The sequence below is a fragment of the Billgrantia tianxiuensis genome (genome assembly GCF_009834345.1).
In the GTDB taxonomy this organism is placed as follows: Bacteria; Pseudomonadota; Gammaproteobacteria; order Pseudomonadales; family Halomonadaceae; genus Halomonas; species Halomonas tianxiuensis.
This window is the reverse complement of sequence record NZ_CP035042.1, coordinates 2,260,015-2,283,603: the sequence shown is the minus strand read 5'-3', so window position 1 is coordinate 2,283,603 and position 23,589 is coordinate 2,260,015. Positions and strand designations below refer to the sequence as shown.

Below are 23,589 nucleotides of genomic sequence, written 5' to 3'. Positions count from 1 at the left end.
TTGCCGACCGTCACGCCCCTGCCTCGGCAGGGGCGCTTGCGTTTCGCCGTCAGACGATGCGCTCGCGTATCCAGTCGATAAAGGCGCGCACCTTGTAGAGATCCGCCATGTGCTCCGGGTAGGCCATGTAATAGGCGTCCCGGCTCTTCAGGCTGAACGGCCAGGGAACCACCAGCTTGCCCTCGTCGATCTCCTCCTGGACCAGGAAGCGCGGCACCAGCGCCACGCCGCAGCCGGCCTGCGCCGCACGTAGCGCCATGTAGAACGTATCGAAACGCGGCCCATGGTAGCTGTGCTCGGTGTACTGGCCCTGGGCATCGAACCAATCGTGCCACGCCTCGGGACGGGTGGTGCTCTGCAGCAGCACAAGCCGCGTCAGCGCCAGCGGTTCCTCCACCCTCATGCCCTCCAGCGCCTGCGGCGAGCAGACCGGCACGATCTCCTCCTCGAGCAACCGGATGCATTCGGCCTTGGGCCAGGCCCCGTGACCGAAGAAGAACGCCACCTCCACCCGCTCCTGCTGCATGTCGAACGGCTCGACCCGGTTGCTGATGTTGAGGTTGATATTGGGGTGGCGAAAGCGGAAACCGTTGAGCCGCGGAATCAGCCAGCGTGCACCGAAGGTGGGCAGGGTCGCCACGTTGAGCACGTCCGCCTCGCCGCCATAGGACTGCATGTAGCGCGTCGACATCTCCACCTGGGCGAGGATCTTGCGCGCCTCGCCGAGGTAGATCGCTCCCTCGGGGTGAGGTGCAGGCGCCGACGGATGCGCCGGAACAGCGGGTGCTCCAGGATCGACTCCAATTGTGCGACCTGCTTGCTCACGGCGCTCTGGGTCAGGCTCAGCTCATCTGCCGCACGGGTGAAGCTCAGATGGCGGGCCGCCGCCTCGAAGCATTGCAGCCCAGCCAGGGAAGGAAGGTGTCGACGACTCATTTCGCCCGCCTAGCATGAAATTAAGGAATGATGTGTGTCGTAATCGTCGCTTGTTGCCGCTCGGCAGCGGTGGCGATACTGAGCGCCACGACATTCTCGGATGATAACGATAGGAGAAAGAATGATCGACTCCCTGATGCAGCGCCTCGGCGTGGCGCCTGAACAGTACCGAAACGGCGATATCGCGGTCGCCACTCCCATCGACGGCAGCGAGATCGGTCGTGTGCGCACGGCCACTGCCCAGGAGATCGACACGGCCATCGCCAACGCCCAGCGCGCCTTTGAAGCGTGGCGCCAGGTGCCCGCCCCGCGTCGCGGCGAACTGGTGCGCCTGTTCGGCGATCAGCTGCGCCGCCACAAGGAGGACCTGGGCGCACTGGTCACCTGGGAGTGCGGCAAGATCCTCCAGGAAGGGCTCGGTGAAGTACAGGAGATGATCGACATCTGCGACCTCGCCGTTGGGCAGTCCCGCCAGCTCTATGGCCTCACCATCGCCTCCGAGCGTCCCGGACACCATATGCGCGAGAGCTGGCACCCGCTCGGCCCGATCGGGTTGATCACCGCCTTCAATTTTCCGGTCGCCCCCTGGGCCTGGAACGCGGCACTGGCCCTGGTATGCGGCGACAGCCTGCTGTGGAAGCCCTCCGAGAAGTCCCCTCTCACCGCCCTGGCCTGCCAGGCACTGCTCGAACGCGCCATGGCCGAGTTCGGCGATGACGCGCCCCAATACCTCAGCCAGGTGATCATCGGCGAGCGCGCCGCGGGCGAGCAACTGACCGACGACGCCAGGATTCCCCTGATCAGCGCCACCGGCAGCACGCGGATGGGCCGTGAAGTAGGGCCGCGCGTGGCCGCCCGCTTCGGTCGCAGCATCCTCGAACTGGGCGGCAACAACGCCATGATCCTGACGCCCAGCGCCGACCTGGACATGGCCGTGCGCGCCATTCTCTTCTCGGCGGTGGGGACCGCCGGCCAGCGCTGCACCACGCTGCGCCGCCTGGTCGTGCATCACTCCATCAAGGAAGAGGTCGTTACCCGGCTCAAGCAGGCTTATGCCGGCATCAGTATCGGCGACCCACTCGAAGGCAACCTGATCGGCCCGCTGATCGACCGCCAGGCCTTCGACACCATGCAGGCGGTGCTGACCCAGGCCCGCGAGCAGGGTGCCAACGTATTCGGCGGCCAGCGCCAGCTCGCCGAGCAGTATCCCGAGGGCTACTACGTGGCGCCGGCCATCGTCGAGGTCGAAGGCCAGAGCGACCTGGTGCGGCACGAAACCTTCGCACCGATCCTCTACGTGATCGGCTACGAAGCGCTCGACGAGGCCATCGCACTCAACAACGACGTGCCCCAGGGTCTTTCCTCCTGCATCTTCACCACCGACGTGCGCGAGGCGGAAACCTTCGTCTCCGCGGTGGGCAGCGACTGCGGTATCGCCAACGTCAACATCGGCCCCAGCGGTGCCGAGATCGGCGGCGCCTTCGGTGGCGAGAAGGAGACCGGTGGCGGCCGCGAATCGGGCTCCGATGTCTGGAAGAGCTACATGCGCCGCCAGACCAACACCGTCAATTATTCCCGGGAGCTGCCGCTCGCCCAGGGCATCAAGTTCGACTGATCGGCAGGGCAACCACGGCCTCGGCGCAGCGGCTCGCCGAGGCCTTCCCCATCACCCGATGTACGGGAGGCACAATGAAGGAACGCTGTCTCTGGCACGACACCTCTCCGGAGCCGCCCCTGGAGCTGGCCATGCTGCAGGGCGATCACCGCACCGATGTGCTGGTGATCGGCGGAGGGATTACCGGTCTCAGCACCGCCCTGCACCTGGCCGAGGCTGGCGTCAGTGTGACCCTGATCGAAGCAGGCGACGTACCCAGCGGCGCTTCGGGACGCAATGTCGGCCTCGTCAATGCGGGACTGTGGATTCCACCGGATGACATTCTTGCGGTGCTTGGTGAGGAGATCGGCGAGCGCGCCAACACCATCCTCGGCGGCGCACCCGCGGTCGTCTTCTCGCTGATCGAACGGCACGGCATCGCGTGCCAGGCGACCCGTACCGGTACCTTGCACCTAGCACACAATGGCAAGGGCGAGCAGGAACTGGCACGACGAGCGGAGCAGTTGCAACGGCGTGGAGCCCCCGTGGAACTGCTCGAGGCAGCGGCCTGCCGGGAGCACGTGGGCACCCGGCGCATCCGCCGCGCCCTGCTCGACCACCGCGCCGGGACCCTGAACCCCGCCGCCTACACCCGCGGCCTGGCACGTGCCGCACAGGCGGCCGGCGCAAGCCTGTACACCCATAGCGCCGCCACCGCCGTCGCCCGGGCGAGAGACGACTGGCGGATCACCACCGCTCACGGCAGCATCCAGGCCCAGCGCCTGGTGCTTGCCACCAATGCCTACACCGAGGATCGCTGGAACGAGGTCCGCCGCCATTTCTTCGTCGGCCACTTCTACCAGGTCGCCTCCCGGCCGCTATCCGGCACGGCTGCCGATGAGATCCTGCCGGGGCGCCAGGGCGCCTGGGATACCCGCATGGTGCTGAGCAGCATCCGTCGCGATGCAGAAGGCCGACTGATTCTCGGCAGTCTCGGCAAGGGGGAAAGCAAGCCCGCCGCCTTCCTGCGTTGCTGGGCCAACCGCATCCAGCGTCACTATTTCCCTCGGTTGGGCAGCATCGAGTGGGAATACAGCTGGACGGGACGAATCGGCTTCACGCCAGATCACACGCTGCGCCTCTTCGAACTCGCCCCGGGCGTGCTGGGGGTTTCCGGCTACAACGGGCGCGGTATCACCACTGGCACCGTGGTAGGCAAGGGTTTCGCCCAATATCTGATGACCAACGAGGACGACGCCCTGCCCCTGCCGATTCGCACACCCCGGCCGATACGGGCCAGGGCGCTACGCAGCTCCGGTTACGAAAGCGGCTTCACGCTCTATCACACGGGGCAATGCCTGAGAGTGTTGAGTTGAGAAGCTTACGGCTGGAAGTAGTTATCGATGGGAACCGGCACCGTCACTTCGTCTTTTACCAGCTCCATCACCACGAAGGAGTGCGTTTGATGGACATTCGGCAACCGGCCGATCTGCTGGACCAGCACGGCCCGGTAATGGGAGATATCGTGAGTTCTCACCTTGAGCATGTAATCGAAGTTTCCCGCCACCATGTAGCAGCCCTGCACCTCGGGGATGAGGCGCACGGCCTCGTTGAAACGATCCAGGGCGTCTTCGCTGGTCTTTTCCATCGTCACCAGCACCACCAGCACGTGGCCCGCCCCAGCTGCTCGGGGTCGAGGTCGGCACGGTAGCCGCGGATGATGCCGGCCTGCTCGAGCCGACGCACCCGCTGAGCGCAAGGCGTCTTGGTCAGATTGACCCGGCTGGCGAGTTCGACGATGGAAAGCCGCCCATTCTCCTGCAGTTGGTTCAGGATCCGACGGTCTATGCGGTCCAGCTTGGTAGCCATATTGCCTACTCATATTTGTTTTTAAGGACAAAGGTAAAACAATTTAGCGTTATTTGGAGCCAATTCCTATCAAGATTGGCCAACAATTAGGCCTGAAGGACGGTGCTCATGACAACAAGCGACAACGACCCGAGGAGGTGAGCCCAAGACGACTCCAGGAGCAAACCCAGTGATCGGCCCTGCCGCCTGCCCATGGCGATGAGGGTTGGGAATCAGCGTAATGCTTATCGATTAAGTCGTGCTTATCGATGAATAAGCAAACAAAGAACAACGCACATTGGTCCCAAGGTAAAGTTTAATATGAAAAGTTCAACGCCCATCCAGTACCAGCAGCCAAGTCTGGCGCTGGCGCTGACTCCCGTCGTCCTGACACTGCTGGTACTGGCAGTGCAGCTGTTCTACTTCGGCGATTTCACGCCCCATATCCCCCTGGCCATCGGCCTGGCCATCACGGCGCTCGTCGGCGTCAAGCTCGGCTTCCGCTGGAAGCAGATCGAAGAAGGCATCTTCCACGTCATCCACGTGTCGCTGCCCTCCGTCTCCGTGCTGATCTGCGTCGGCATGATCATCGGCGTCTGGATCGCCAGCGGCACCGTGCCGACCCTGATCTACTACGGCCTGACGATCCTCTCGCCGACCATCTTCCTGGCCGCGGCCATGCTGCTGTGTTCGATCGTGTCGCTGGCGCTGGGTACCTCCTGGGCACCGTCGGCACGGTGGGCCTAGCCCTGATGGGTATCGGCGCCGGCTTCGACATCCCGATGTACTGGACCGCCGGAGCGGTGGTCTCGGGCGCCTTCTTCGGTGACAAGGTCTCGCCGCTGTCTGACACCACCAACCTCGCCCCGGCGGTCACCGGCACCGACATCTTCTCGCACATCAAGAACATGATGCCGACGACGGTCCCGGCCATGCTGATCGCCTTCGCCATCTATCTCGGTGCCGGCTTCGCCCTGATCGACGACAACTCCGCGTCCTTCGAGCGGATCGACGCCATTACCTCGGCACTGCAGGCGAACTTCACCATTTCCGCCTGGCTGCTGTTGCCGGCGGTGCTGGTCATCGTGCTCGCAGTCAAGCGCATGCCGCCCATCCCGTCGCTGTTCGCCGGCGCCCTGGCCGGTGCGGTCACCGCCATGCTCGTGCAGGGAGTCGGCGTGCATGACGTGCTGACCTATGCCAATAGCGGTTACTCGATCGATACCGGCATCGCCGCCATGGACAGCCTGCTCAACCGCGGCGGCATCCAGTCGATGATGTGGACCATCTCACTTGTGCTCATCGCGCTGGGCTTCGGCGGTGCGCTGGAGAAAACCGGCTGCCTGGAGGCGATCATCCGTGCCATCATGACCAAGGTGCGTAGCTTCGCCGGACTGCAGACCTCGGCCGTTCTGACCTCGGTTTCCACCAACCTGGTCGCCGGCGACCCCTACCTCTCGATCGCCCTGCCCGGCCGCATGTATGCCCCCACCTATCGCGGCATGGGCTATTCGACCCTGAACCTGTCGCGTGCCATCGAGGAAGGCGGCACACTCATTTCGCCCCTGATTCCGTGGAATGCCGGCGGCGCCTTCGTGATCAGCGCCCTGGCACTCGGCATCGCCGACGGCAACGTAGAGAACCTGCTCTATATCCCGCTGGCCTTCGCCTGCTGGCTCTCTCCCGTCATCGGCCTGCTCTATGCCCAGACCGGCCTGTTCTCACCCCGCGCCACCGAAGAGGAGCGCCAGCTTTGGGAAGAGCAGGGAGAAGCCATCGCGACCGACCTCGGCGCCGCTGGCGAGGCTTCCGTAAGCGCCACCCCGGCAACACGAACCAGCTGACCTTCTCGCCTCGGTGGGATTGTGTTCAGCTACCCGGCAGGCCAAGCCTGCCGGGTTTTTTCATTCGCCTTTTTGCAACCGCCGCAGCTCTTCGAGGTAGGTTTCCAGCACCAGGTTGGGCGGGGCGCCCTTGCGGGTGATGGCGCTGTAGTGGGTGAGATAGTGCCAGCGCGCGGGTTCAGGGCCCGCATCCGGCCACTACCCACCCAGCGTTCGGCATAGTGGGTCGGCAGGTAGCCGATGTAGCGGTTGGAGAGAATGAGAAAGGCGATCCCTTCCCGATCGGTGGCCGAGGCAGCGGCCCTGAGCGGCTCGTGCAGCGCCTTGACCTCTGGCGTCTGAGCATAGGCCGGAACCACCGCGTCGCAGTTCGCCAACTGGTGCTCGGTCACGTCTTCGGCCTCGAACAATGGGTGGCCCGAGGCGCAATAGAGCTGGGAGGTTTCCGCGTACAGCGGGAGATAGTCGAGTCCCGGCAGGGTCTTGAGCGACGGTATCACGCCGGTATGCAGGCGACCATCGAGCACGCCCAGCTCGATTTCACTGGGCGGGATCATGCGAATGTTGATGCGCACGTCCGGACCGCGCTCCTTGAGTGCGCTGAGGGAATTGGTGATATGCATCTGCGGCATGGTCACCAGGTTGTCGGTGATACCGATGTTGAGCTCGCCCTTGAGCCAGGCATGCAGGCCATTGACCCGGGTGCGAAACCCTTCGACCGCAGCCAGCAGCTGCAAGGTCGCCTGGTAGACTTCCGCGCCTTCATCGGTCAGTGAAAAGCCACTGCGTCCACGCTGACACAGCCGCAGGCCGAGGCGCGTCTCGAGGTCGTTCATCGCCATGCTGATCGCGGCGCGGCTGATGTTCAGCTCTACCTCGGCAGCAGAAAAGCCGCCGCACTCCACCACCTTGCGGTAGATCTTCAGCAGGCGCAGATCGGCATCGCCGGGCTGGGCCGACAGGGCCTCCTTGCGGCGTGACATGGGCCGTTCCCTTCGTTCATGACGTTCGCCTTCGAGAATATCGCCGCCCGGACGAAAAGTTAAGCAAGCGCTTGCGTAAGCTTAAAAAGATCTGGATTTAACTTATCCTCACTTCGACCTAGCCTGCTACTAAATGCCACCAATAACGGCAATGCCAACCGAGGTACTGACATGTCTGTTCAAGAATCGCTGCGCGCCGGCCTGAGCCAGGAGCAGTTGGACGCCTACTGGATGCCCTACACCGGCAACCGCCAGTTCAAGCGCGACCCACGCATCATCGTCGGCGCCAAGGGTAGCTACCTGACCGATGCCCAGGGCCGCCGGGTCTTCGACGGCCTATCGGGACTTTGGACCTGCGGTGCCGGTCACTGTCGCCCCGAGATCACCGAGGCGGTGGCCCGCCAGCTAGCCGAGCTGGACTATTCGCCAGCCTTCCAGTTCGGCCATCCCAAGGCCTTCGAGCTGGCCCATCGGCTCCGTGGGTTGACGCCCCAGGGCCTCGACCATGTGTTCTTCACCGGCTCCGGCTCGGAGAGTGCCGACACCGCACTGAAGATCGCCCGCGCCTACTGGCGCAAGAAGGGCAAGCCGACCAAGACCAAGCTAATCGGTCGCGCCAAGGGTTATCACGGGGTCAACTTCGGCGGCTTCAGCCTGGGTGGCATCGGCGCCAACCGCACCATTTTCGGCCAGGGCGTCGATGCCGACCATCTGCCCCATACCCTGCTGAAGGAAAACGCCTTCACCAGGGGCATGCCCGAGCGTGGCGTCGAGCGGGCCGAGGAACTGCTGGAGCTGATTGCGCTGCACGATGCTTCCAACATTGCCGCGGTGATCGTCGAGCCGCTGGCCGGCTCGGCCGGGGTGATTCCGCCGCCCAAGGGCTACCTGCAGCGGCTGCGAGAAATCTGCGATGCGCACGACATTCTGCTGATCTTCGACGAGGTCATCACCGGCTTCGGCCGCATGGGTGCCATGACCGGCGCCGAGGAGTTCGGCGTGGTGCCGGATATCCTCAACGTGGCCAAGCAGCTGACCAATGGCGCGGTGCCCATGGGCGCAGTCATCGTGCAGGGAGAGATCTATCACACCTTCATGGAGCAGGGCGGGCCCGACTACATGCTCGAACTGCCCCACGGCTACACCTACTCGGGGCATCCGGTGGCCTGTGCCGCTGCGCTGGCGGCACTCGACGTGCTCGAGAACGATCGCCTGATCGAGCGCGTACGCGAGATGAGCCCGGTATTCGAGGAGGCCCTGCATGGGCTCAAGGGCACCCGCTATATCAGCGACATTCGCAACTACGGGCTCGCCGGGGCCCTGCAGATCGAGCCCTACCCCGGCGAGCCGGCCCGGCGCCCCTTCGAGATCGCCATGAAGTGCTGGGACAAGGGCTTCTATGTGCGCTACGGCGGCGACACCATTCAGCTCGGCCTGCCCTTCATCGTCGAGCGCGACGAGATCGACCGTCTCGTGAACGTGCTTGGTGAGACCCTCGGCGAACTCGACTGAAGACAACAGACACTCGTTTTACCTAGAGGCAATGCAATGACTACGCTCGGCCATCTGATTGACGGCGCACGAGTCGCCGGCGAAGGACGCACCCAGGACATCTTCAACCCCTCCACCGGCGATGTGAGCGGCCAGGTGAGTCTGGCCGGCAAGGCCACCGTCGAACAGGCCATCGCCGCCGCCCAGGCTGCCTTCCCGGCCTGGCGGAACACGCCGCCGGCCAAGCGCGCCCGCGTCATGTTCCGCTTCAAGCAGCTGCTCGAAGAGCATGCCGACGAGATCTGCCGGCTGATCGGCCAGGAACACGGCAAGATCGTCCACGATGCCAAGGGTGAACTCTCGCGCGGCATCGAGAACGTGGAGTATGCCTGCGGCGTGCCGGAGCTGCTCAAGGGCGAGTACAGCAAGAACGTCGGCCCCGGCATCGACTCCTGGAGCGAGTTCCAGCCGCTGGGCGTGGTGGCCGGCATCACGCCGTTCAACTTCCCGGCCATGGTCCCGCTGTGGATGTACCCGATGGCCATCGCCTGCGGTAATACCTTCGTGCTCAAGCCCTCCGAGCGCGACCCGACCTCGGCCCTGTTCATCGCCGAACTGGCGCTGGAAGCGGGCCTGCCCGCCGGGGTGCTCAACGTGGTCAACGGCGACAAGGAAGCCGTCGATACCCTGCTCGACGACCCGCGCGTCCAGGCCGTCAGCTTCGTCGGCTCCACGCCGATCGCCGAATACATCTACGCTCGCGCCAGCGCCAACGGCAAGCGTTGCCAGGCGCTTGGCGGCGCCAAGAACCACGCCATCGTGATGCCCGACGCCGACATGGACAACGTGGTCGATTCGCTCACCGGCGCCGCCTTCGGCTCCTCCGGCGAACGCTGCATGGCCCTCTCCGTGGCGGTGGCCGTGGGCGACGCTGCCGCCGACGCCCTGGTCGCCAAGATGCGGGAGCGTTTGACGTCCCTCAAGGTCGGTCCCTTCTCCGACGCCGGGAACGATTTCGGTCCGGTGATCACCAAGGCTCACCAGGAGAAGGTGTGCGGCTACATCGACAGCGCCGAGGCCCAGGGCGCCGAGATCGTGGTCGATGGCCGCGGCGTGCAGGTACCGGGCTTCGAAAACGGCTTCTATGTGGGTGGCACCCTGATCGACCGCGTGACCGCCGAGATGACCTGCTACCGAGAGGAAATATTCGGGCCCGTGCTGCTGGTGGTGCGCGCCGGCTCCATGGAGGAAGCCATGAAGCTGATCGACGACCACGAGTACGGCAACGGTACCTGCATCTACACCCGTGACGGCGAAGCGGCCCGTTACTTCAGCGACAATATCCAGGTGGGCATGGTCGGCATCAACGTGCCGCTGCCGGTGCCGGTCTCCTACCACAGCTTCGGCGGCTGGAAGCGCTCGCTGTTCGGCGACCTGGCTGCCTACGGGCCGGATGCCGTGCGTTTCTATACCAAGCGCAAGACCGTCACCCAGCGCTGGCCGTCAGCCGGAGTTCGCGAGGGCGCGCAGTTCTCCTTCCCCTCTTGACGGCAGGCGATGGCATGAAGCCGAACCAAGTCTCCTGGTTCGGCTTTTCATTGCCGCCATTCTCACGGCTTGAGCGTTCGGGTGACAGGTGCTGCTCAGCGCCCCAAGGCTTGAAGCACCGCCTCGCGGGAGGCCCGCTCACGCTCGGCATAGAGTGCCAGCTCATCGCTGACCGGCGCCCCCAAGGCCTGCTCGAAGGCCTCGCGATTGGCGTTGCCGGCATAGGCCCCATTCTGCCCGCCCCCCAGGTTCGATTGGAAGATCCCTGCCGCACTGACCGGCAGAAAGTCTTCGTAGGTGAGTGGCAACGCCTCCACCAGGCCCTGGGCGATCAGCGCCTCCAGGCTGGCGCCCTCCACACGATCCGCCCCCGTTCCGGCATCGGTCAGACGGTAGTGGAAGAAGGCCAGCCCCTCGCGTCGCAGAACAGTCTCGTCATCGGGGAAGTCGGCGAAGACTTCTTCGAGCACGCGCTGATGTGCCTCGTTGTCGAGACCGGCGGTGCGGCGCCGCGCTTCGCCAAGCAGGCTGTCGTAGCGCTCACGCCCCCTGGCGGTCAACGCCATGCCGCGCTGCTCGATTTCACCGAAGCGGGCGGTATGGGTCCCCTGCCGCTCACCGGCAAAACGGATTCCCTCCTCCAGCGCCTTGAAGCTGGTCTGGCGCAGCAGGATGGGACATGCGCGACGGGGCGGCCCCTCGATCACCGCCTTGGGCTGCATGCCGGCGTCGGGCATGCGCCGTTGCACTTCGTCGATATCCAGCGTGCGCGGCGTGAGGTGATTGATATGCGGGCCACGGAAGCAGACCACATCGGCGATCAGCCGGTGCTCGGCATGCAGCGCCTGGTAGGTGTCCAAGTCTACCGTGGCGTCGCGATGCCAGCGGAACGTCTCCAGGGCCTCGCCGATGAAGCGCTCGGCCTGCTCTTCATCGAGCCCGCCCTGCGCTTCATGGAGTTCGATCAGCTGGCGACAACCCGGGGTGAAGATATCGCGGCCGGCAAGAATGGCTGCCGCCCGCTCCCGCAGTGCCGGGCTCTCGATCAGCTCGAGGCGTAGCAGCGACGTGAAGATGCGGAAAGGGTTACGCGCCAGCGCCGCGTCATCCACCGGGCGGAAGGCCGTGGAGTGTACCGGCACGCCGGCTTCGGAGAGGTCGTAGTAGCCCACCGGATGCATGCCCATGACGGCGAACAGACGGCGCAGCATGGCCAGCTCCTGGGCCGTGCCCACGCGGATGGCACCATGGCGTTCGGCATCGAGCCGTTCCAGCTCGCCCTGACTGGCAAGGCGCCCAGCCAGGGCGGGATCGGCTTCCAGGACTTGCCGGTTGACGCGCTCGACCAGATCGAGCAGCGCCCCGTACTGCGGCACCTCAGCCTGGTACATCGCCGACATGGCCCGGGAAAAGCGATCGCGGATCTCATCGGAAGAAAGATAGGGGGCAGGCAATTCAGGCCTCCTCGGTATTGGGTTGAACGAGCGATTCCAGGGCGCGCTCGATGCGCCTGAGTCCTTCTTGCAGGGTGTCGGGCTCGGCGGTCAGCGGTGCCAGCAAACGCAGCACGTTGCGCCGTCGGCCGCTGGGCATCAGCAACACGCCGGCCTCGCGCGCCGCCGTCAGCAGCGCAGCCAGGTGCTCGGCACCGCTGGCCCGGTCGGTATCCTCGAAGACGACCCCGCGCATGGCTCCCACGCCGGTGAGATTGCCCAGCATCGGGAAGCGCCCACTGGCCTGCCAGCGTCGATGGGTCTCGACGATCAGCGTCTCCTGGCGCGTTCCCCAGCTCGCCAGGGCCTCTTCGCTCATCAGGGCCATCACCGTACGCGCCGCGGCGCAGGCCAGGGCGTTGCCCGAATAGGTACCGCCCAGCCCGCCCTTGGGCACGGCGTCCATGAACTCCGCCCTACCCGCCACCGCCGCCAATGGCAGCCCCGCCGCTATGCTCTTGCCCATCAGCAGCAGATCGGGCTCGACGCCCAGCCGTGAGAAGGCGAAGCGGGTCCCGGTACGCCCGAACCCCGACTGGATTTCGTCGAAGATCAGCACGATGCCGTGTCTGTCGCACAGGGCACGCAGCCGCTTGGCGAAGTCGCCACACAGCACGCGGAAACCACCCTCGCCCTGGACCGGTTCGACGATGATGCACGCCACTTCATCGGCAGGTGTTTCGACCTCGAAGAGGCGCTCCAGGGCGGCCATGGCCTGGTCGGCATCGACATCGCTGTCGCCGCTGGGGAAAGGTACGTGGTAGACCGGGCCCGGCAAGGCGCCCAGGCGGTTCTTGTAGGGCTTCACCTTGCCATTGAGATTCAACGCCGCCAGCGTGCGCCCGTGGAAGCCGTCATCGAAGGCAATGACCGCCTGACGCCCGGTCGCCGCACGCGCCACCTTCAAGGCGTTCTCGGTGGCTTCGGCACCGCTGTTGGTGAGCATGCAGGAGAGCGGGTAGGAAACGGGCACGAACGCATCCAACGCCTCGACGACTTCCAGGTAGCCACGGTGCGGTACGGCGTTGAACGCCGAGTGCATCAGCGTATCGACCTGCGACTTCACGGCCTCGACGATCGCGGGATGCGAATGCCCCAGGTTGAGGACGCCGATACCGCCGATGAAGTCGATGTAGTGCGTGCCACGCTCGTCCCACACCTCGGCATTACGCCCCCGCTCGATACAGATCGGGTGCACGATGCCCAGGCCCTGGCTGACGTGAGGTAAATCCATGAACAATGTCCCGCAAGCATGAGAGGTCAGAAGCTCAATGAGAGCAGATGGCCGAGGGCATGCTCAAACGAAAAAAAGACGCCTATGCATTCCATTAAGTCATGAAACAAGGCGTCTTATATATTTTTCACAAAACTTTCAGCAATCTGCATGCACGGCTTGCGATGATATTCCTAAATCTATCGCGAATGAGATATACCGAGCTACAAACCTTTAGGGGCGAATATCCCCGGCGCATTGCGCCAATACCCCTTGTAGTCCATGCCGAAGCCGAACACGTAGCGGTCGACCACTTCGAGACTGCAGTAGTCGGCCTTGAGGCCCGGCACCGCCTTGCGATCATGGCGCTTGTCCACCAGTACGGCGGTGGAAATGCTCGCCGCACCGGCTTCGCGGCAGTAGTCGAGAATGGCGGCAAGCGTCGCGCCTTCATCGAGGATGTCGTCGACGATGACCACATGACGATCGGCCATGGGGATCTCCGGCGACACACGCCAGAACAGCTCACCGCCGCGCAGACCGCCGCGATAGCGGGTGGCATGGATGTAGTCGACTTCCAGCGGGAATCCCAGTCGGGTCAGCAGGTGTCCCGTGGTGATCAGGCCGCCGTTCATCACGCAGTAGAAAACCGGCAGCTTGTCGCCCAGGTCGGCAGTGATCTGCTCGGCCATGCGATCCAGGGCACGTTCGACCTCTTCGTGGCTGATCAGGCAGTCGGCGTTCTCCATGACATCACGCATGGTGGCCAGGGATTCATGAAAGTCGGGTTCGAGTTTGGGCATGAAACGCTCGTATCGATGAGGGTACGTTGAGGAAAAATGGGACGATCAGAGCGTGGCCATGGCTTCCAGGCGCGCATGCACCCGACGCCAGCGACCCAGTGCCTCGAGGGCGGCCAGTTCGGGGCGCGCACGGCCATAGCGCAGGCGGTTCGTCAGCCGTGTGCTGCGGCCCTGACAGGCTTCCAGCACCTCCAACGCCGCCGCACGGTCGTTGCACACCAGCACCATGTCGCAACCGGCATTGAGCGCGGCCAGAGCCCGCTCGCCCGGCGCGCCGGCAAAGCCGGCACCGGCCATGCCGAGATCGTCGGAGAAGATAGTCCCCTTGAAGCCCAGCGATTCGCGCAGCAGGCCCAGCCAGCTTGCCGAGAAGCCCGCCGGGCGCGAATCGAAGGCGGAATAGATCACGTGAGCCGGCATCACACCGTCGAGCCGGCCGGCGAGTTCGGCAAACGGCACCAGGTCGCGCTGACGCAGCTCCTCCAAGGGGCGCTCGTCTATCGGCAGCTCCAGGTGGGAATCCGCCGCTACCCCGCCGTGTCCGGGGAAGTGCTTGCCCACCGCCGCCATGCCGGCTTCGTGCAGGCCGCTGATGAAGGCGCCGGCCATGGCTGCCACGGCCTGGGGGTCGGAGGAGAAGCTGCGATCGCCGATCACGCTGGAAAGGCCGACATCGACATCGAGCACCGGGGCAAAACTGAGGTCCAGCCCACAAGCCGCCATCTCCATGCCCAGCAGCCAGCCGGCATCGAGACACAACCTCAGGGTCACCTCCGGGGCCACGGCATAATCCCGGCCGATTCGACCCATGGCAGGGAGTCGGGTCACGCCCTCGCGGAGCCGCTGGACACGCCCCCCTCCTGGTCGATAGCCAGCAGCAGTTCGGGACGAATGCGACGAATGGCATGGCACAGCTCCCGCACCTGCTGCGCATGCTCGACATTGCGAGAGAACAGGATGACGCCCCCCACTTCGGGGCGCTTGAGCAAGTCACGCTCCTCGCTGCGCAGTTCGGTGCCTTCCAGGTCGAGCATCACCGGGCCGAGGGTCTGGGTCATGATCGGGGTCCTTGGGGCGGAAAGGGAGCTGATTCTAGACCAAAGCCGGGTATGACGACAGCCATCCAGACATACCTTCATCGCGTCCGCTGCGTGACGACACACAGCATGGCGTGTCAGTCATGCAGCCAGACAGGCGTGCCCGGGGGCGCCACGGCGCAGACCTCCAGCAGCGCTTCGTCGCGCAGACGAATACAGCCATGCGAGCGAGGCTCGCCCATCGGCTGGTCGGGAGGCGTGCCGTGTAGATAGATATAGCGTCTCTGCGAGTCGACGTCGCCACCACGATTGAACCCGCGCTCGAGCCCGCACAGCCACAAGATACGGGTCAGTATCCAGTCGCGCCCGGGGTGGGCCGCAGCCAGCGCCGCGCTGTAGACCTCACCGGTGGGACGCCGGCCCCGGAAAACGGTACCCGGCGGTTGCCCATGGCCGATGGCAGCCCTTACGTAATGCCAACCGAGCGGCGTGCAGCCACTACCTTCACGCTGCCCCACTCCCGCCAGCGCGGTTGAAACCGGCCATTCCGCCAAGGCATGCTCGCCCTGCCAGTGGACGAGACACTGGCGGGCGATGTCGATCTCGAGCCAGGTCTCGTCTCGCGGCGGCAGCGCTTCGAGCCGGGGAGTACGCATCAGCTCGCCTTGGCCGGCTGCGCGGCCGGCGGCGGCGGCAAGGGCGCATTCATCGCCGCCACCACCACGGGGCGCAGGCGGCGGATCAGGTCGCGCACCGACACATGCTCGTGGTAGTCCTTCTCGGCGATGTCGCGCAGCGCGTCGAGGCCGGAGAGGGTAAAGATCACCGTACCCAGGACGAAGTGCAGGCGCCAGAAGCGCTCGGCATCGGGCAACTCCGGCGTGGCACGGCGTACCAAATCGGTGAAGCGGGTGAAGACGCTGCCGTACTCCTCCTGTATATGTCGTCTCAGGTGTCCTTGGGCCTGACTGTAGGCGAGGCCCAGCAGTTTCATGAACACCTTGAGACTGTGCTTCTCGGCCGGTACCTCGAGCACGGTGCGGGCCATGGTTTCCAGCAACACTTCCAGCGGGATGACACTGCCGGCATGCTGAGCCTCGAGCTCGTCAAGGGCATGGTGGAAACGCACCGTGAAGGGGTCCAGGTAGCGCGAGAAAACCGCCTGGATCAGCGCCTTCTTGGAGCCGAAGTGATAGTTGACCGCGGCAAGGTTGACGCGAGCCTTGCTGGTGATGGTGCGCAGCGAGGTCTCGGCGAAGCCGCGCTCGGCGAACAGGACTTCGGCAGTGTCGAGGATGCGCGTGACGGTATCGGTCTGGGCCATGATCAGTTCCCACTGGAAACGACTGTTTTAAACATTACAAAAGTCTACGACATTACGCCTTATGCCTCAACGTATAGGCAAGCCAAAGCGTTTTAAACACTCTGGCAGGCAGGTCTGGAGCGGAAGCGAGGGCTTTTACTGTATGGGCTTCCATGCTGTATACTTGACCAATACGGCAGTCACGCTACCGGAGTTCGCCATGACACGCCCCCTCACTTCGCGCCAGCAGAACGTCTATGACTTCATCGTCAAGACCATGAACGAGTTCGGCTACCCCCCACCCGCGCCGAAATCGCCCGGGCCCTGGGCTTCCGCTCGCCCAATGCCGCCGAGGAGCACCTGCGCGCGCTGGAACGCAAGGGCGTGATCCGGGTGATCCGCGGTACCTCCCGCGGCATACGCCTGCCGGCCCAGGAGGCCGATACCGCCAGTAACGAACCGAGCGGTGAAGGGCTGCCGATCATCGGTGAAGTAGCTGCCGGCAGCCCGATCCTGGCCGCCGAGCATATCGATCGCTATTGCCCCCTGCCGCCGGACTACTTCACGCCCCGTGCCGACTACCTGCTCAAGGTTCGCGGCCTGTCGATGAAGGATATCGGCATTCTCGAAGGCGACCTGCTTGCCGTGCATCGCACCGAGCGCGTGCGCGACGGCCAGATCGTTGTCGCGCGCCTGGAGGACGAGGTCACGGTCAAGCGCTTCCATCGCCAGGGACATCGTGTCGTGCTGGAAGCCGAGAACGCCGATTTCGCCCCGATCGAGGTGGATCTGCGCCACCAGGAACTCGAGATCGAGGGGATTGGGGTGGGAGTCATACGTGGCGGCAACGGCCAAGCCTTGGGGTAAGAGCTGGCTGCGCTTGGCCATACAGCGTTAAAAATTGGCTTAAAATGCTCATTTGCAACAGTAAACTCCGCTTTTTCGCCAATTTTTGCCTTGTCTGGCCTTCGCTCGCTCAGCTCCGACGTCCTGGCGAATCTCCATGAGCCGCAAGATTCTGCATGCCGACTGCGACTGTTTCTACGCCGCGGTGGAGATGCGTGACAACCCTGCGCTGCGTGAGGTGCCGCTGGCCATCGGTGGCAGTGCGGAGGGCCGCGGGGTCATCGCGACCTGCAACTACCCTGCCCGTGCCTACGGCATTCATTCCGCCATGCCGACGGCGCGGGCATTGCGGCTGTGCCCCCACCTGACCCTGCTGCGCGGGATTTCGATCGCTACCGCGAAGCGTCACGCCAGATATCGGCGATCTTCCACGAACTCACCCCGCTGGTGGAGCCGCTGTCACTGGACGAGGCCTTTCTCGACGTCACCGATGTGACGCGTTTCTCGGGCAGCGCCACCTGGATGGCACGCTGGCTGAAGGAGGAGTGCCTGAAGCGCGTCGGCATCACGGTGTCGGTAGGCGCCGCTCCGTCGAAGTTCCTGGCCAAGATTGCCAGCGACTGGGAGAAGCCCGACGGCCTTACCGTCATTTCTCCCTCCCAGGTAGATGACTTCGTGCGCCAACTCCCGGTCACCAAGCTGCACGGCGTTGGCCCAGCCACGGCCAAGCGACTGCAGGCCCTCGATATCGACACCTGCAACGATCTGCAGCGGATACCGCTTGACCGATTGCTGCAGGAGTTCGGCAAGTTCGGCCGACGCCTGTTCGAGCTTGCCAGGGGGATCGACGACAGACCGGTGCGCATCGAGCGCGAACGAAAGTCGGTGAGCGCGGAGACTACCTTCGCCAGCGACCTGCCCGATCTCTCGCTCTGCTACGCCGAGCTGGCGCCGCTGTGCGAACGCCTCGACGCCAGGCTGGCACGGCACGGGCACCCGCCCATCGCCGGCACCTTCGTCAAGGTACGCTTCGACGACTTTTCCCTGACCACCCTCGACTCACGAGGCGGCTCCCCTGCCCTGGAGAATTTCACTGCCCTGATGGAGCAAGCCTGGGCACGTCGCGCACGCCCGGTACGGCTGCTCGGCGTGGGAGTACGGCTGGTGACGGACGATGCACGGCGTCAGCTCAGCCTGCCTTTTTGAAGACTCACTTGGTATCGATATAGCGGTGGTCGTTGAAGGTCGCGACCCAGGCGGGGTGATAGACCATCAGCACGCTGAGCAGCATGCCGGTGAGAAAGGCCTCCGAGGGCATCAACAGCGGCAGGAAGAGCGCATATTCCTGTGCCAGGTAGACCGCCCCGGGGTCGCTGGCGGCGAGCATGACCAGCCCTAGCCCTGCCAACCCCGTGCCCAACGCAGCCAGAGCCGCACCGAAGAAACCGCACACGAACAGGAACAGCATCAGGTTGTCCGGCAGGTAGCGGTCTACGATGCGCCACACCGAGACCACGATCGCCACCGGTATCACCCCGGTGATCAGCACGTTGACCCCCAGCAGGGGCCAGCCCGCCTTGCCCAGCACCACCAATGAGAGATTGGCCAGCAGATTGGTCACAAGCGCCAGCGGGGCCTTGAAGAGCAGCGTCAGCAGAGCCGTGAGCATCAGGTGGAGCGTCAGCCAGTCCACCGACTGCGCCCGCAGTTGCCACAACAACACGACCGCAACGCTGGCGGCCAGCCAGCGGTGCTGCAGGCCGCGGTCGGCCAGCAGCTCCCGCCAGGGGCGCTGTGCCAGCGCCAGAAGCAGCACGAGCAGGGAAATTACGCCGCAGGCGATCAGCAACCACGACGCGAGGATCGGCTGGGAAAAGGTCATGCCACGCTCCTGCGAGCCGGGCTCAGGCGAAGACGACGGTCTTGTTGCCGTGAATCAGCACCCGGTCCTCGAGATGCCAGCGCAAGCCGCGTGCCAGCACCGCCTTCTCTACGTCACGGCCGAAGCGCACCAGGTCCTGCGGGGTATGGCAGTGGCTCACGCGGTGTATGTCCTGTTCGATGATCGGACCGGCATCCAGTTCCTCGGTCACGTAGTGACAGGTAGCGCCGATCAGCTTGACGCCCCGCGAATGGGCCTGGTGATAGGGTCGCGCCCCGGCAAACGACGGCAGGAAGCTGTGGTGGATGTTGATGACCCGCCCGGCATAGCGCTCACACAGCCGCGGCGGCAGGATCTGCATGTAGCGGGCCAGCACCACGGTGTCGGCCTCCATTTCCTCGACCAGGCGCTCCACCTCACCGAAGGCGGCACTCTTGTAGTCGGCGGGAACCGCCACGTGGTAGTACGGCAGGCCATGCCACTCGACCATGCTGCGCATGTCGTCATGGTTCGAGATCACACCGACGATATCGCCTTCCAGCTCACCGGCCGTCCAGCGGTACAGCAAGTCGACCAGGCAATGGGATTCACGCGAAACCATGACCACCACCCGTGGCCGGCGGCGCGTATCGCGCAGCGCCCAGTCCATGTCGAATTCCCGCGCCACGGGCTCGAAGGCTTCTTCCAGCTCAGCGGCCGTCATGCCGATGGAGTCGGCCAGGATCTCGTAGCGCATGAAGAAGCGCCCCGCTTCCAGGTCGGAATGCTGGTTGGCCTCGGTGATGGAACCGCCATGGCCGGCAATGAAGCCGGACACACGGGCCACGATACCGCGGCGATCGGGGCAGGAAACGACGAGTCGATAGTAGTGAGACATGAGCCCAACCTGGTGCTGAACGGGATGCAGGAAGCGCGCATTGTAGCGAACTCGGCATACCCGGAACACGTCTCACTCGGAGGGAGCGCTGCCGACATCGCATTTGTGGAGGATTGCGACGTTCCCGTATAGTGAAGTTTCCATTGTCTGGTCTAGATTTGCCGATGCATTCGACTCACGCCACTATCCGTCCCCGCCGCCGTTCCCCGCTTTACTTCCTGCCCTTGGGGGGGTGCGGAGAAATCGGCATGAACCTGGGACTCTATGGGCTTGAGAACGCATGGATCGCCGTCGATTGCGGCATGATGATTCGCCAGGACCTGCCGGACACACCGCTTCAGGTGCCCAGCCTGGAAACCCCCGAAGCGCTCGGTATCCGTCCTGGGGCACTGATCATCACCCATGGTCACGAGGACCACATTGGCGCTGCCGCCTGGCTATGGCCCAAATGGCAATGTCCGGTGTACGCCACGCCCCTGGCGGCCGGCCTGTTGCGGGCCAAGTTCATCGAGCGCGGCCTGGCCGTCGATGCCATCCAGGTGATCGAGCCGGGCGAGGCGCTGGAGAACGGCCCCTTCACCCTGCGCTACCTGCCACTGACTCACTCGATACCGGAGAGCTGCGCCCTGCTGATCGCCGCCGGCGACTACCGCGTACTGCATACCGGCGACTGGAAACTGGATCCTGAGCCGCTGATCGGTACGCCGGTGAAGGGCTCTCTGTTCCGTGCCCTGGCCCCGGTCGACCTGGTGGTGGGCGACTCCACCAACGCGCCCATGCCCGGCCACTCGCGCAGCGAAGGCGAAGTGGCCAGGGCGCTGGAACATCGCCTGAGCCAGTGTTCGGGCCGCGTCGTGGTGAGCTGCTTTGCCAGCAACCTGGCCAGGGTGCTGGCCGTGGCTCAGGCGGCCGAGCGATGCGGCCGCCGGGTCAGCCTGATGGGGCGGGCCATGGAGCGCATGGTGGCGGTGGCCCGGGGTCTCGGCTACCTGGATGACATGCCGCCGCTGGTGCCGGTCGAGGACCTGGGCTACCTGCCGCCCAATGAGGTACTGGTCATCGCCACCGGCAGCCAGGGAGAGCCGCGTGCCGCCCTCAGTCGCCTGGCCAACGGCCGTCATCACAGCTTCGAGCTGATGCCCGGTGACACCGTGATCTTCTCGGCCAAGGCGATCCCCGGCAACGAACGCCAGATCGAGCGTCTGAAGCACGCCCTGGCCCGCCTGGACGTGGCGGTATGGGATGAATTCAACCACCCCGAACTGCATGCCTCGGGGCATCCCGCCCAGGACGAGCTACACACTTTCTATGGCTGGATCAAGCCACGCCACCTGCTGCCGGTCCATGGCGAACATCGCCATCAGCAGGCGCATCGCGAGCTGGCGGAATCGATGGGCATCCTGGCGCCTCTGGCACCGGTCAACGGTGACCTGATTCGACTCGATGGCGACGGCCTGAGCCTCGAGTCGCGTCATCCCCAGCGTCCTTGCATCATCAGCCAGAATGCCGTCACGCCGCTACCGGGCCTCACTGCCGAGCATGGTTCGTCACGCCACGGCATCCTGCACTTGGCCGTGTCCGTCGCCTCGACGGACACGGGCTGGACACGGATCGGGCGTCTCATGATGGATGCGCATCGAGTCAGCGCGATGGACGAAGAGAGCTTCACCGAATGGCTCGATGAGCGTTTGGAAGGGCTGGAAGCCGATAGCCTGGCCGAGCTGCGTACCGCGTTGCAGCCGCTGATCACCTCTTGGCTGGGACAGCACCTGCGCCAATTACCGGACGTTCATCTCCAACTGATTGCGGTGGAATCTCCGGCCTTCCGCTGACCCCATTGGCTGAGCACGTTGCATCGGCTAGCCGAGCGAAATCCATTTAGACTTCACACTCAATACGGCAGGCCGGAATGCAGCAGGCCGGAGGGGATACGTCATGTTCCCCTCCGGCCTGAGCTGCGCGAGCAGACGACTCGTACCCTGCCGGATCACGAACCGCTGGCATTCTTGGGCGGACGACCACGCCGACGACGCGGCTGTTCACCTACGAGATCTTCCACGGAGAGGCCGGCATCGCTCATGGCCTCGCGGATCTCAGCCAGCTTCCTTTCCTTGTCCGCTTCTTCCTGTTTGCGGAGCTTCTCTTCCTCATTTTTCTGCTCGATGACCTCGCCGATCACATCGGAGAGCTTGTGCAGCTGCTCCATGCTCAACTGGCGAGCCGCGGCACGAGCCACGTTCTTGTTACGGGCGATACGCTCCAGGGTTTCGCTGGACATTGGCCTCCTCCATGCAAGAAAAAGACGAGAGAGTCATATGACTCACTCGTCGAAAGTATATGCCGATTTGCCGAATTGGCAAGAAAATCCCCATCAACGCAAGGCCGAAAATCGCTGAAGTGGGAAGTAAAAGTGCCGGCTTGTCAGGGCTCAGCCACCCGTCATGTTCATGAATCGCACGATCTGGACATCGCCATCGGTGGTAAAATGATGTCGCTCGGGCTTGAGCGGCAGCGCCGCGACGATGGCCTGTTTCAAGGCATCGAGGTCGCCCGGGTGCTGGCGCAGCACGGCACGCAAATCGACAGAGTGTTCGTTGCCCAGGCAGAGCAGTAGCCGCCCTTCCGCCGTGACGCGCACGCGATTGCAGCTGGCACAGAAGTTATGGCTGTGGGGAGAAATGAAGCCGATCCGACTATCGCTATCGGTCATGCGGAAATAGCGCGATGGCCCGAGTGTCGACTCGGTCGTCGGGATCAATGCATGACGACACTCAATGATGGCTTTCACTTCATCGCTGGAGCAGAAGGTCTCGGCACGCGAATGATCGGACACATCCCCCAGCGGCATCTCCTCGATGAAGCTCAGGTCGACGCCTTCCGACCGGGCGAATTCAACGAGATCCAGCACCTCGTCGTCGTTGCGTCCCTTGAGGATCACGGCATTGAGCTTGATGCGTTCGAATCCGGCCTCCCGCGCCGCACGTAGTCCATCGAGTACACGCTCGAGATCTCCGGTGCGGGTGAGTTGGCGAAAGCGCTGCGGATCGAGCGTGTCCAGGCTGATATTGAGCCGATTCAAGCCCGCTTCACGCAAGCGTCGGGCATGCTTCACCAAGCCCGCGCCGTTGGTGGTCATGGCCAGATCGCGCAGCCCGGGCAGCACACTGGTCTGCTCGATGAGCTGATCGATACCACGTCGCACCAGAGGTTCACCGCCGGTCAAGCGGATCTTCTCCACGCCCATCTCGACGAATGCCCGCGCCACCATGCCCAGCTCTTCCAGCGTCAGAATCTGGGCACGCGGCAGAAAGGTCATCTCTTCGCTCATGCAGTAGACGCAGCGAAAGTCGCAGCGATCCGTAACGGAGATTCGCACGTAGCGAACCTGCCTGCCGAAGCCATCGATCAATTCCGATGGCAAGGGCTCAGGGAATCTTGTCATCATCGCTCTCCCAGCGGCTGGCATCCCGGTGATCCGATTCACGCTCGGAAACCCAGTAGTCCCCGGTAATGCTGTGCTCCTTTTTCCAGAAAGGCGCACGAGTCTTCAGGTAATCCATGATGAAGTCGCAGGCCTCGAAGGCCGCGCGGCGGTGAGCGCTAGCCACCACCACCAATACGATAGGCTCCCCGGGGAAAGCCGTCCAACACGATGAATGACCCGCACCCCCTGGAGCGGCCAGCGCGACTCGGCCTCCGCCACGATCTCGCCCAGGGCAGCTTCGGTCATTCCCGGGTAGTGCTCCAGAGTCAGCGCACTCACGTCGGGACGCTCATTGAAGTCGCGTACCAGCCCGGTGAAGCTGACCACCGCGCCGATATCCGAGCGCCCGTCAGAAGGTGCTGCTGCTCGGCCCCTGAGTCGAAAGGGGCTTCTTGTACCCGAATCAT

Annotated in this window: 16 protein-coding genes and 7 pseudogenes; 8 read left to right on the top strand and 15 right to left on the bottom strand. The window is 64.2% G+C overall.

Going from position 1 to position 23,589, the window contains the following annotated elements; genetic code table 11:
- Nucleotides 1-49: 49 nt before the first annotated feature.
- Nucleotides 50-936: pseudogene (gene gcvA / locus EKK97_RS10695) on the bottom strand (transcriptional regulator GcvA).
- Nucleotides 937-1,057: 121 nt separating this feature from the next.
- On the opposite strand from gcvA, the gene amaB reads away from it, so the two are divergent.
- Both amaB and amaA read left to right on the top strand, forming a co-directional pair.
- Nucleotides 1,058-2,551, top strand: coding sequence for an L-piperidine-6-carboxylate dehydrogenase (gene amaB / locus EKK97_RS10690; RefSeq protein WP_159551758.1), 1,494 nt, complete (start codon nt 1,058-1,060; stop codon nt 2,549-2,551).
- Between the two features lie 74 nt (nt 2,552-2,625).
- Nucleotides 2,626-3,906, top strand: coding sequence for an L-pipecolate oxidase (amaA, locus tag EKK97_RS10685; RefSeq protein WP_159551756.1), 1,281 nt, complete (start codon nt 2,626-2,628; stop codon nt 3,904-3,906).
- A gap of 5 nt (nt 3,907-3,911) precedes the next feature.
- On the opposite strand, the gene EKK97_RS24580 is transcribed toward amaA, so the two are convergent.
- Complete coding sequence (locus EKK97_RS24580) at nt 3,912-4,199, bottom strand: Lrp/AsnC ligand binding domain-containing protein (RefSeq protein ID WP_236551426.1); 288 nt, start codon at nt 4,197-4,199, stop codon at nt 3,912-3,914.
- Complete coding sequence (locus EKK97_RS24575) at nt 4,181-4,399, bottom strand: Lrp/AsnC family transcriptional regulator (RefSeq protein ID WP_236551425.1); 219 nt, start codon at nt 4,397-4,399, stop codon at nt 4,181-4,183. Before EKK97_RS24575 ends, EKK97_RS24580 begins: the two co-directional genes overlap by 19 nt.
- A 300-nt stretch (nt 4,400-4,699) precedes the next feature.
- Between EKK97_RS24575 and nhaC the strand changes: the two are divergent.
- A pseudogene (nhaC, locus tag EKK97_RS10675) lies at nt 4,700-6,222 on the top strand (Na+/H+ antiporter NhaC).
- 60 nt (nt 6,223-6,282) lie between these two features.
- Here the strand turns inward: nhaC and EKK97_RS10670 are convergent.
- Nucleotides 6,283-7,205 (bottom strand): annotated as a pseudogene (locus EKK97_RS10670) (LysR family transcriptional regulator).
- Nucleotides 7,206-7,376: 171 nt separating this feature from the next.
- Between EKK97_RS10670 and aptA the strand changes: the two are divergent.
- Together aptA and EKK97_RS10660 are read left to right on the top strand one after the other, a co-directional pair.
- Nucleotides 7,377-8,717: an omega-aminotransferase AptA gene (gene aptA, locus EKK97_RS10665; protein ID WP_159551754.1), complete on the top strand. Its 1,341-nt coding sequence runs from the start codon at nt 7,377-7,379 to the stop codon at nt 8,715-8,717.
- 36 nt (nt 8,718-8,753) lie between these two features.
- Nucleotides 8,754-10,244: a CoA-acylating methylmalonate-semialdehyde dehydrogenase gene (locus EKK97_RS10660; RefSeq protein WP_159551752.1), complete on the top strand. Its 1,491-nt coding sequence runs from the start codon at nt 8,754-8,756 to the stop codon at nt 10,242-10,244.
- 95 nt (nt 10,245-10,339) lie between these two features.
- Here EKK97_RS10660 and hglS read toward each other — a convergent pair whose 3' ends face one another.
- The 6 genes and pseudogenes from hglS to EKK97_RS10630 all read right to left on the bottom strand — a co-directional run bounded on the left by hglS (nt 10,340) and on the right by EKK97_RS10630 (nt 16,114).
- On the bottom strand, nt 10,340-11,698 hold the full coding sequence (gene hglS / locus EKK97_RS10655; protein ID WP_159551750.1) for a 2-oxoadipate dioxygenase/decarboxylase HglS: 1,359 nt from the start codon (nt 11,696-11,698) through the stop codon (nt 10,340-10,342).
- Between the two features lies 1 nt (nt 11,699).
- Nucleotides 11,700-12,971, bottom strand: a complete 1,272-nt coding sequence (locus EKK97_RS10650; RefSeq protein ID WP_159551748.1) for a 2-aminoadipate transaminase — start codon at nt 12,969-12,971, stop codon at nt 11,700-11,702.
- A gap of 203 nt (nt 12,972-13,174) precedes the next feature.
- Nucleotides 13,175-13,753 (bottom strand): hypoxanthine-guanine phosphoribosyltransferase, encoded by a 579-nt coding sequence (locus EKK97_RS10645; protein ID WP_159551746.1) that lies wholly within the window; start codon nt 13,751-13,753, stop codon nt 13,175-13,177.
- A gap of 45 nt (nt 13,754-13,798) precedes the next feature.
- A pseudogene (gene nagZ, locus EKK97_RS10640) lies at nt 13,799-14,811 on the bottom strand (beta-N-acetylhexosaminidase).
- Nucleotides 14,812-14,927: 116 nt separating this feature from the next.
- The gene (locus tag EKK97_RS10635) at nt 14,928-15,446 is read right to left on the bottom strand and encodes a L,D-transpeptidase (RefSeq protein ID WP_159551744.1); all 519 of its coding nucleotides are present in this window, start codon (nt 15,444-15,446) and stop codon (nt 14,928-14,930) included.
- A complete protein-coding gene (locus tag EKK97_RS10630) occupies nt 15,446-16,114 on the bottom strand; it encodes a TetR/AcrR family transcriptional regulator (protein WP_159551742.1) in 669 nt (222 codons plus the stop codon). Before EKK97_RS10630 ends, EKK97_RS10635 begins: the two co-directional genes overlap by 1 nt.
- Before the next feature lie 199 nt (nt 16,115-16,313).
- Between EKK97_RS10630 and lexA the strand changes: the two are divergent.
- Both lexA and dinB read left to right on the top strand, forming a co-directional pair.
- Nucleotides 16,314-16,960, top strand: a pseudogene (gene lexA / locus EKK97_RS10625) (transcriptional repressor LexA).
- 136 nt (nt 16,961-17,096) lie between these two features.
- Nucleotides 17,097-18,145, top strand: a pseudogene (gene dinB / locus EKK97_RS10620) (DNA polymerase IV).
- Between the two features lie 4 nt (nt 18,146-18,149).
- On the opposite strand, the gene EKK97_RS10615 reads toward dinB, so the two are convergent.
- Complete coding sequence (locus EKK97_RS10615) at nt 18,150-18,821, bottom strand: energy-coupling factor ABC transporter permease (RefSeq protein WP_159551741.1); 672 nt, start codon at nt 18,819-18,821, stop codon at nt 18,150-18,152.
- A gap of 22 nt (nt 18,822-18,843) precedes the next feature.
- Nucleotides 18,844-19,698 carry a formyltetrahydrofolate deformylase gene (gene purU, locus EKK97_RS10610; protein WP_159551740.1) on the bottom strand — a complete coding sequence of 285 codons (855 nt, stop codon included), beginning with the start codon at nt 19,696-19,698 and terminating at the stop codon, nt 18,844-18,846.
- A gap of 248 nt (nt 19,699-19,946) precedes the next feature.
- Here purU and EKK97_RS10605 point away from each other — a divergent pair, with 248 nt between their 5' ends.
- Nucleotides 19,947-21,530 (top strand): ribonuclease J, encoded by a 1,584-nt coding sequence (locus EKK97_RS10605; protein WP_159551739.1) that lies wholly within the window; start codon nt 19,947-19,949, stop codon nt 21,528-21,530.
- A 155-nt stretch (nt 21,531-21,685) separates the two neighbouring features.
- On the opposite strand, the gene EKK97_RS10600 is transcribed toward EKK97_RS10605, so the two are convergent.
- From EKK97_RS10600 to moaE, 3 genes and pseudogenes are all read right to left on the bottom strand, one after another.
- Complete coding sequence (locus EKK97_RS10600) at nt 21,686-21,976, bottom strand: H-NS family histone-like protein (RefSeq protein ID WP_010628324.1); 291 nt, start codon at nt 21,974-21,976, stop codon at nt 21,686-21,688.
- 150 nt (nt 21,977-22,126) lie between these two features.
- Nucleotides 22,127-23,119, bottom strand: a complete 993-nt coding sequence (gene moaA, locus EKK97_RS10595; RefSeq protein ID WP_159555762.1) for a GTP 3',8-cyclase MoaA — start codon at nt 23,117-23,119, stop codon at nt 22,127-22,129.
- Between the two features lie 4 nt (nt 23,120-23,123).
- Nucleotides 23,124-23,589 (bottom strand): annotated as a pseudogene (gene moaE / locus EKK97_RS10590) (molybdopterin synthase catalytic subunit MoaE).

Bases quoted from the DNA above. Each gene is read 5' to 3' on its own strand.
- EKK97_RS10630 (WP_159551742.1), bottom strand. From the start codon at position 16,114: ATGGCCCAGACCGATACCGTCACGCGCATCCTCGACACTGCCGAAGTC.
- amaB (WP_159551758.1), top strand. From the start codon at position 1,058: ATGATCGACTCCCTGATGCAGCGCCTCGGCGTGGCGCCTGAACAGTAC.
- EKK97_RS10645 (WP_159551746.1), bottom strand. From the start codon at position 13,753: ATGCCCAAACTCGAACCCGACTTTCATGAATCCCTGGCCACCATGCGT.
- EKK97_RS10600 (WP_010628324.1), bottom strand. From the start codon at position 21,976: ATGTCCAGCGAAACCCTGGAGCGTATCGCCCGTAACAAGAACGTGGCT.
- EKK97_RS10635 (WP_159551744.1), bottom strand. From the start codon at position 15,446: ATGCGTACTCCCCGGCTCGAAGCGCTGCCGCCGCGAGACGAGACCTGG.
- EKK97_RS10615 (WP_159551741.1), bottom strand. From the start codon at position 18,821: ATGACCTTTTCCCAGCCGATCCTCGCGTCGTGGTTGCTGATCGCCTGC.
- EKK97_RS10650 (WP_159551748.1), bottom strand. From the start codon at position 12,971: ATGGATTTACCTCACGTCAGCCAGGGCCTGGGCATCGTGCACCCGATC.
- EKK97_RS24575 (WP_236551425.1), bottom strand. From the start codon at position 4,399: ATGGCTACCAAGCTGGACCGCATAGACCGTCGGATCCTGAACCAACTG.
- EKK97_RS10660 (WP_159551752.1), top strand. From the start codon at position 8,754: ATGACTACGCTCGGCCATCTGATTGACGGCGCACGAGTCGCCGGCGAA.
- EKK97_RS10605 (WP_159551739.1), top strand. From the start codon at position 19,947: ATGAACCTGGGACTCTATGGGCTTGAGAACGCATGGATCGCCGTCGAT.
- purU (WP_159551740.1), bottom strand. From the start codon at position 19,698: ATGTCTCACTACTATCGACTCGTCGTTTCCTGCCCCGATCGCCGCGGT.
- aptA (WP_159551754.1), top strand. From the start codon at position 7,377: ATGTCTGTTCAAGAATCGCTGCGCGCCGGCCTGAGCCAGGAGCAGTTG.
- amaA (WP_159551756.1), top strand. From the start codon at position 2,626: ATGAAGGAACGCTGTCTCTGGCACGACACCTCTCCGGAGCCGCCCCTG.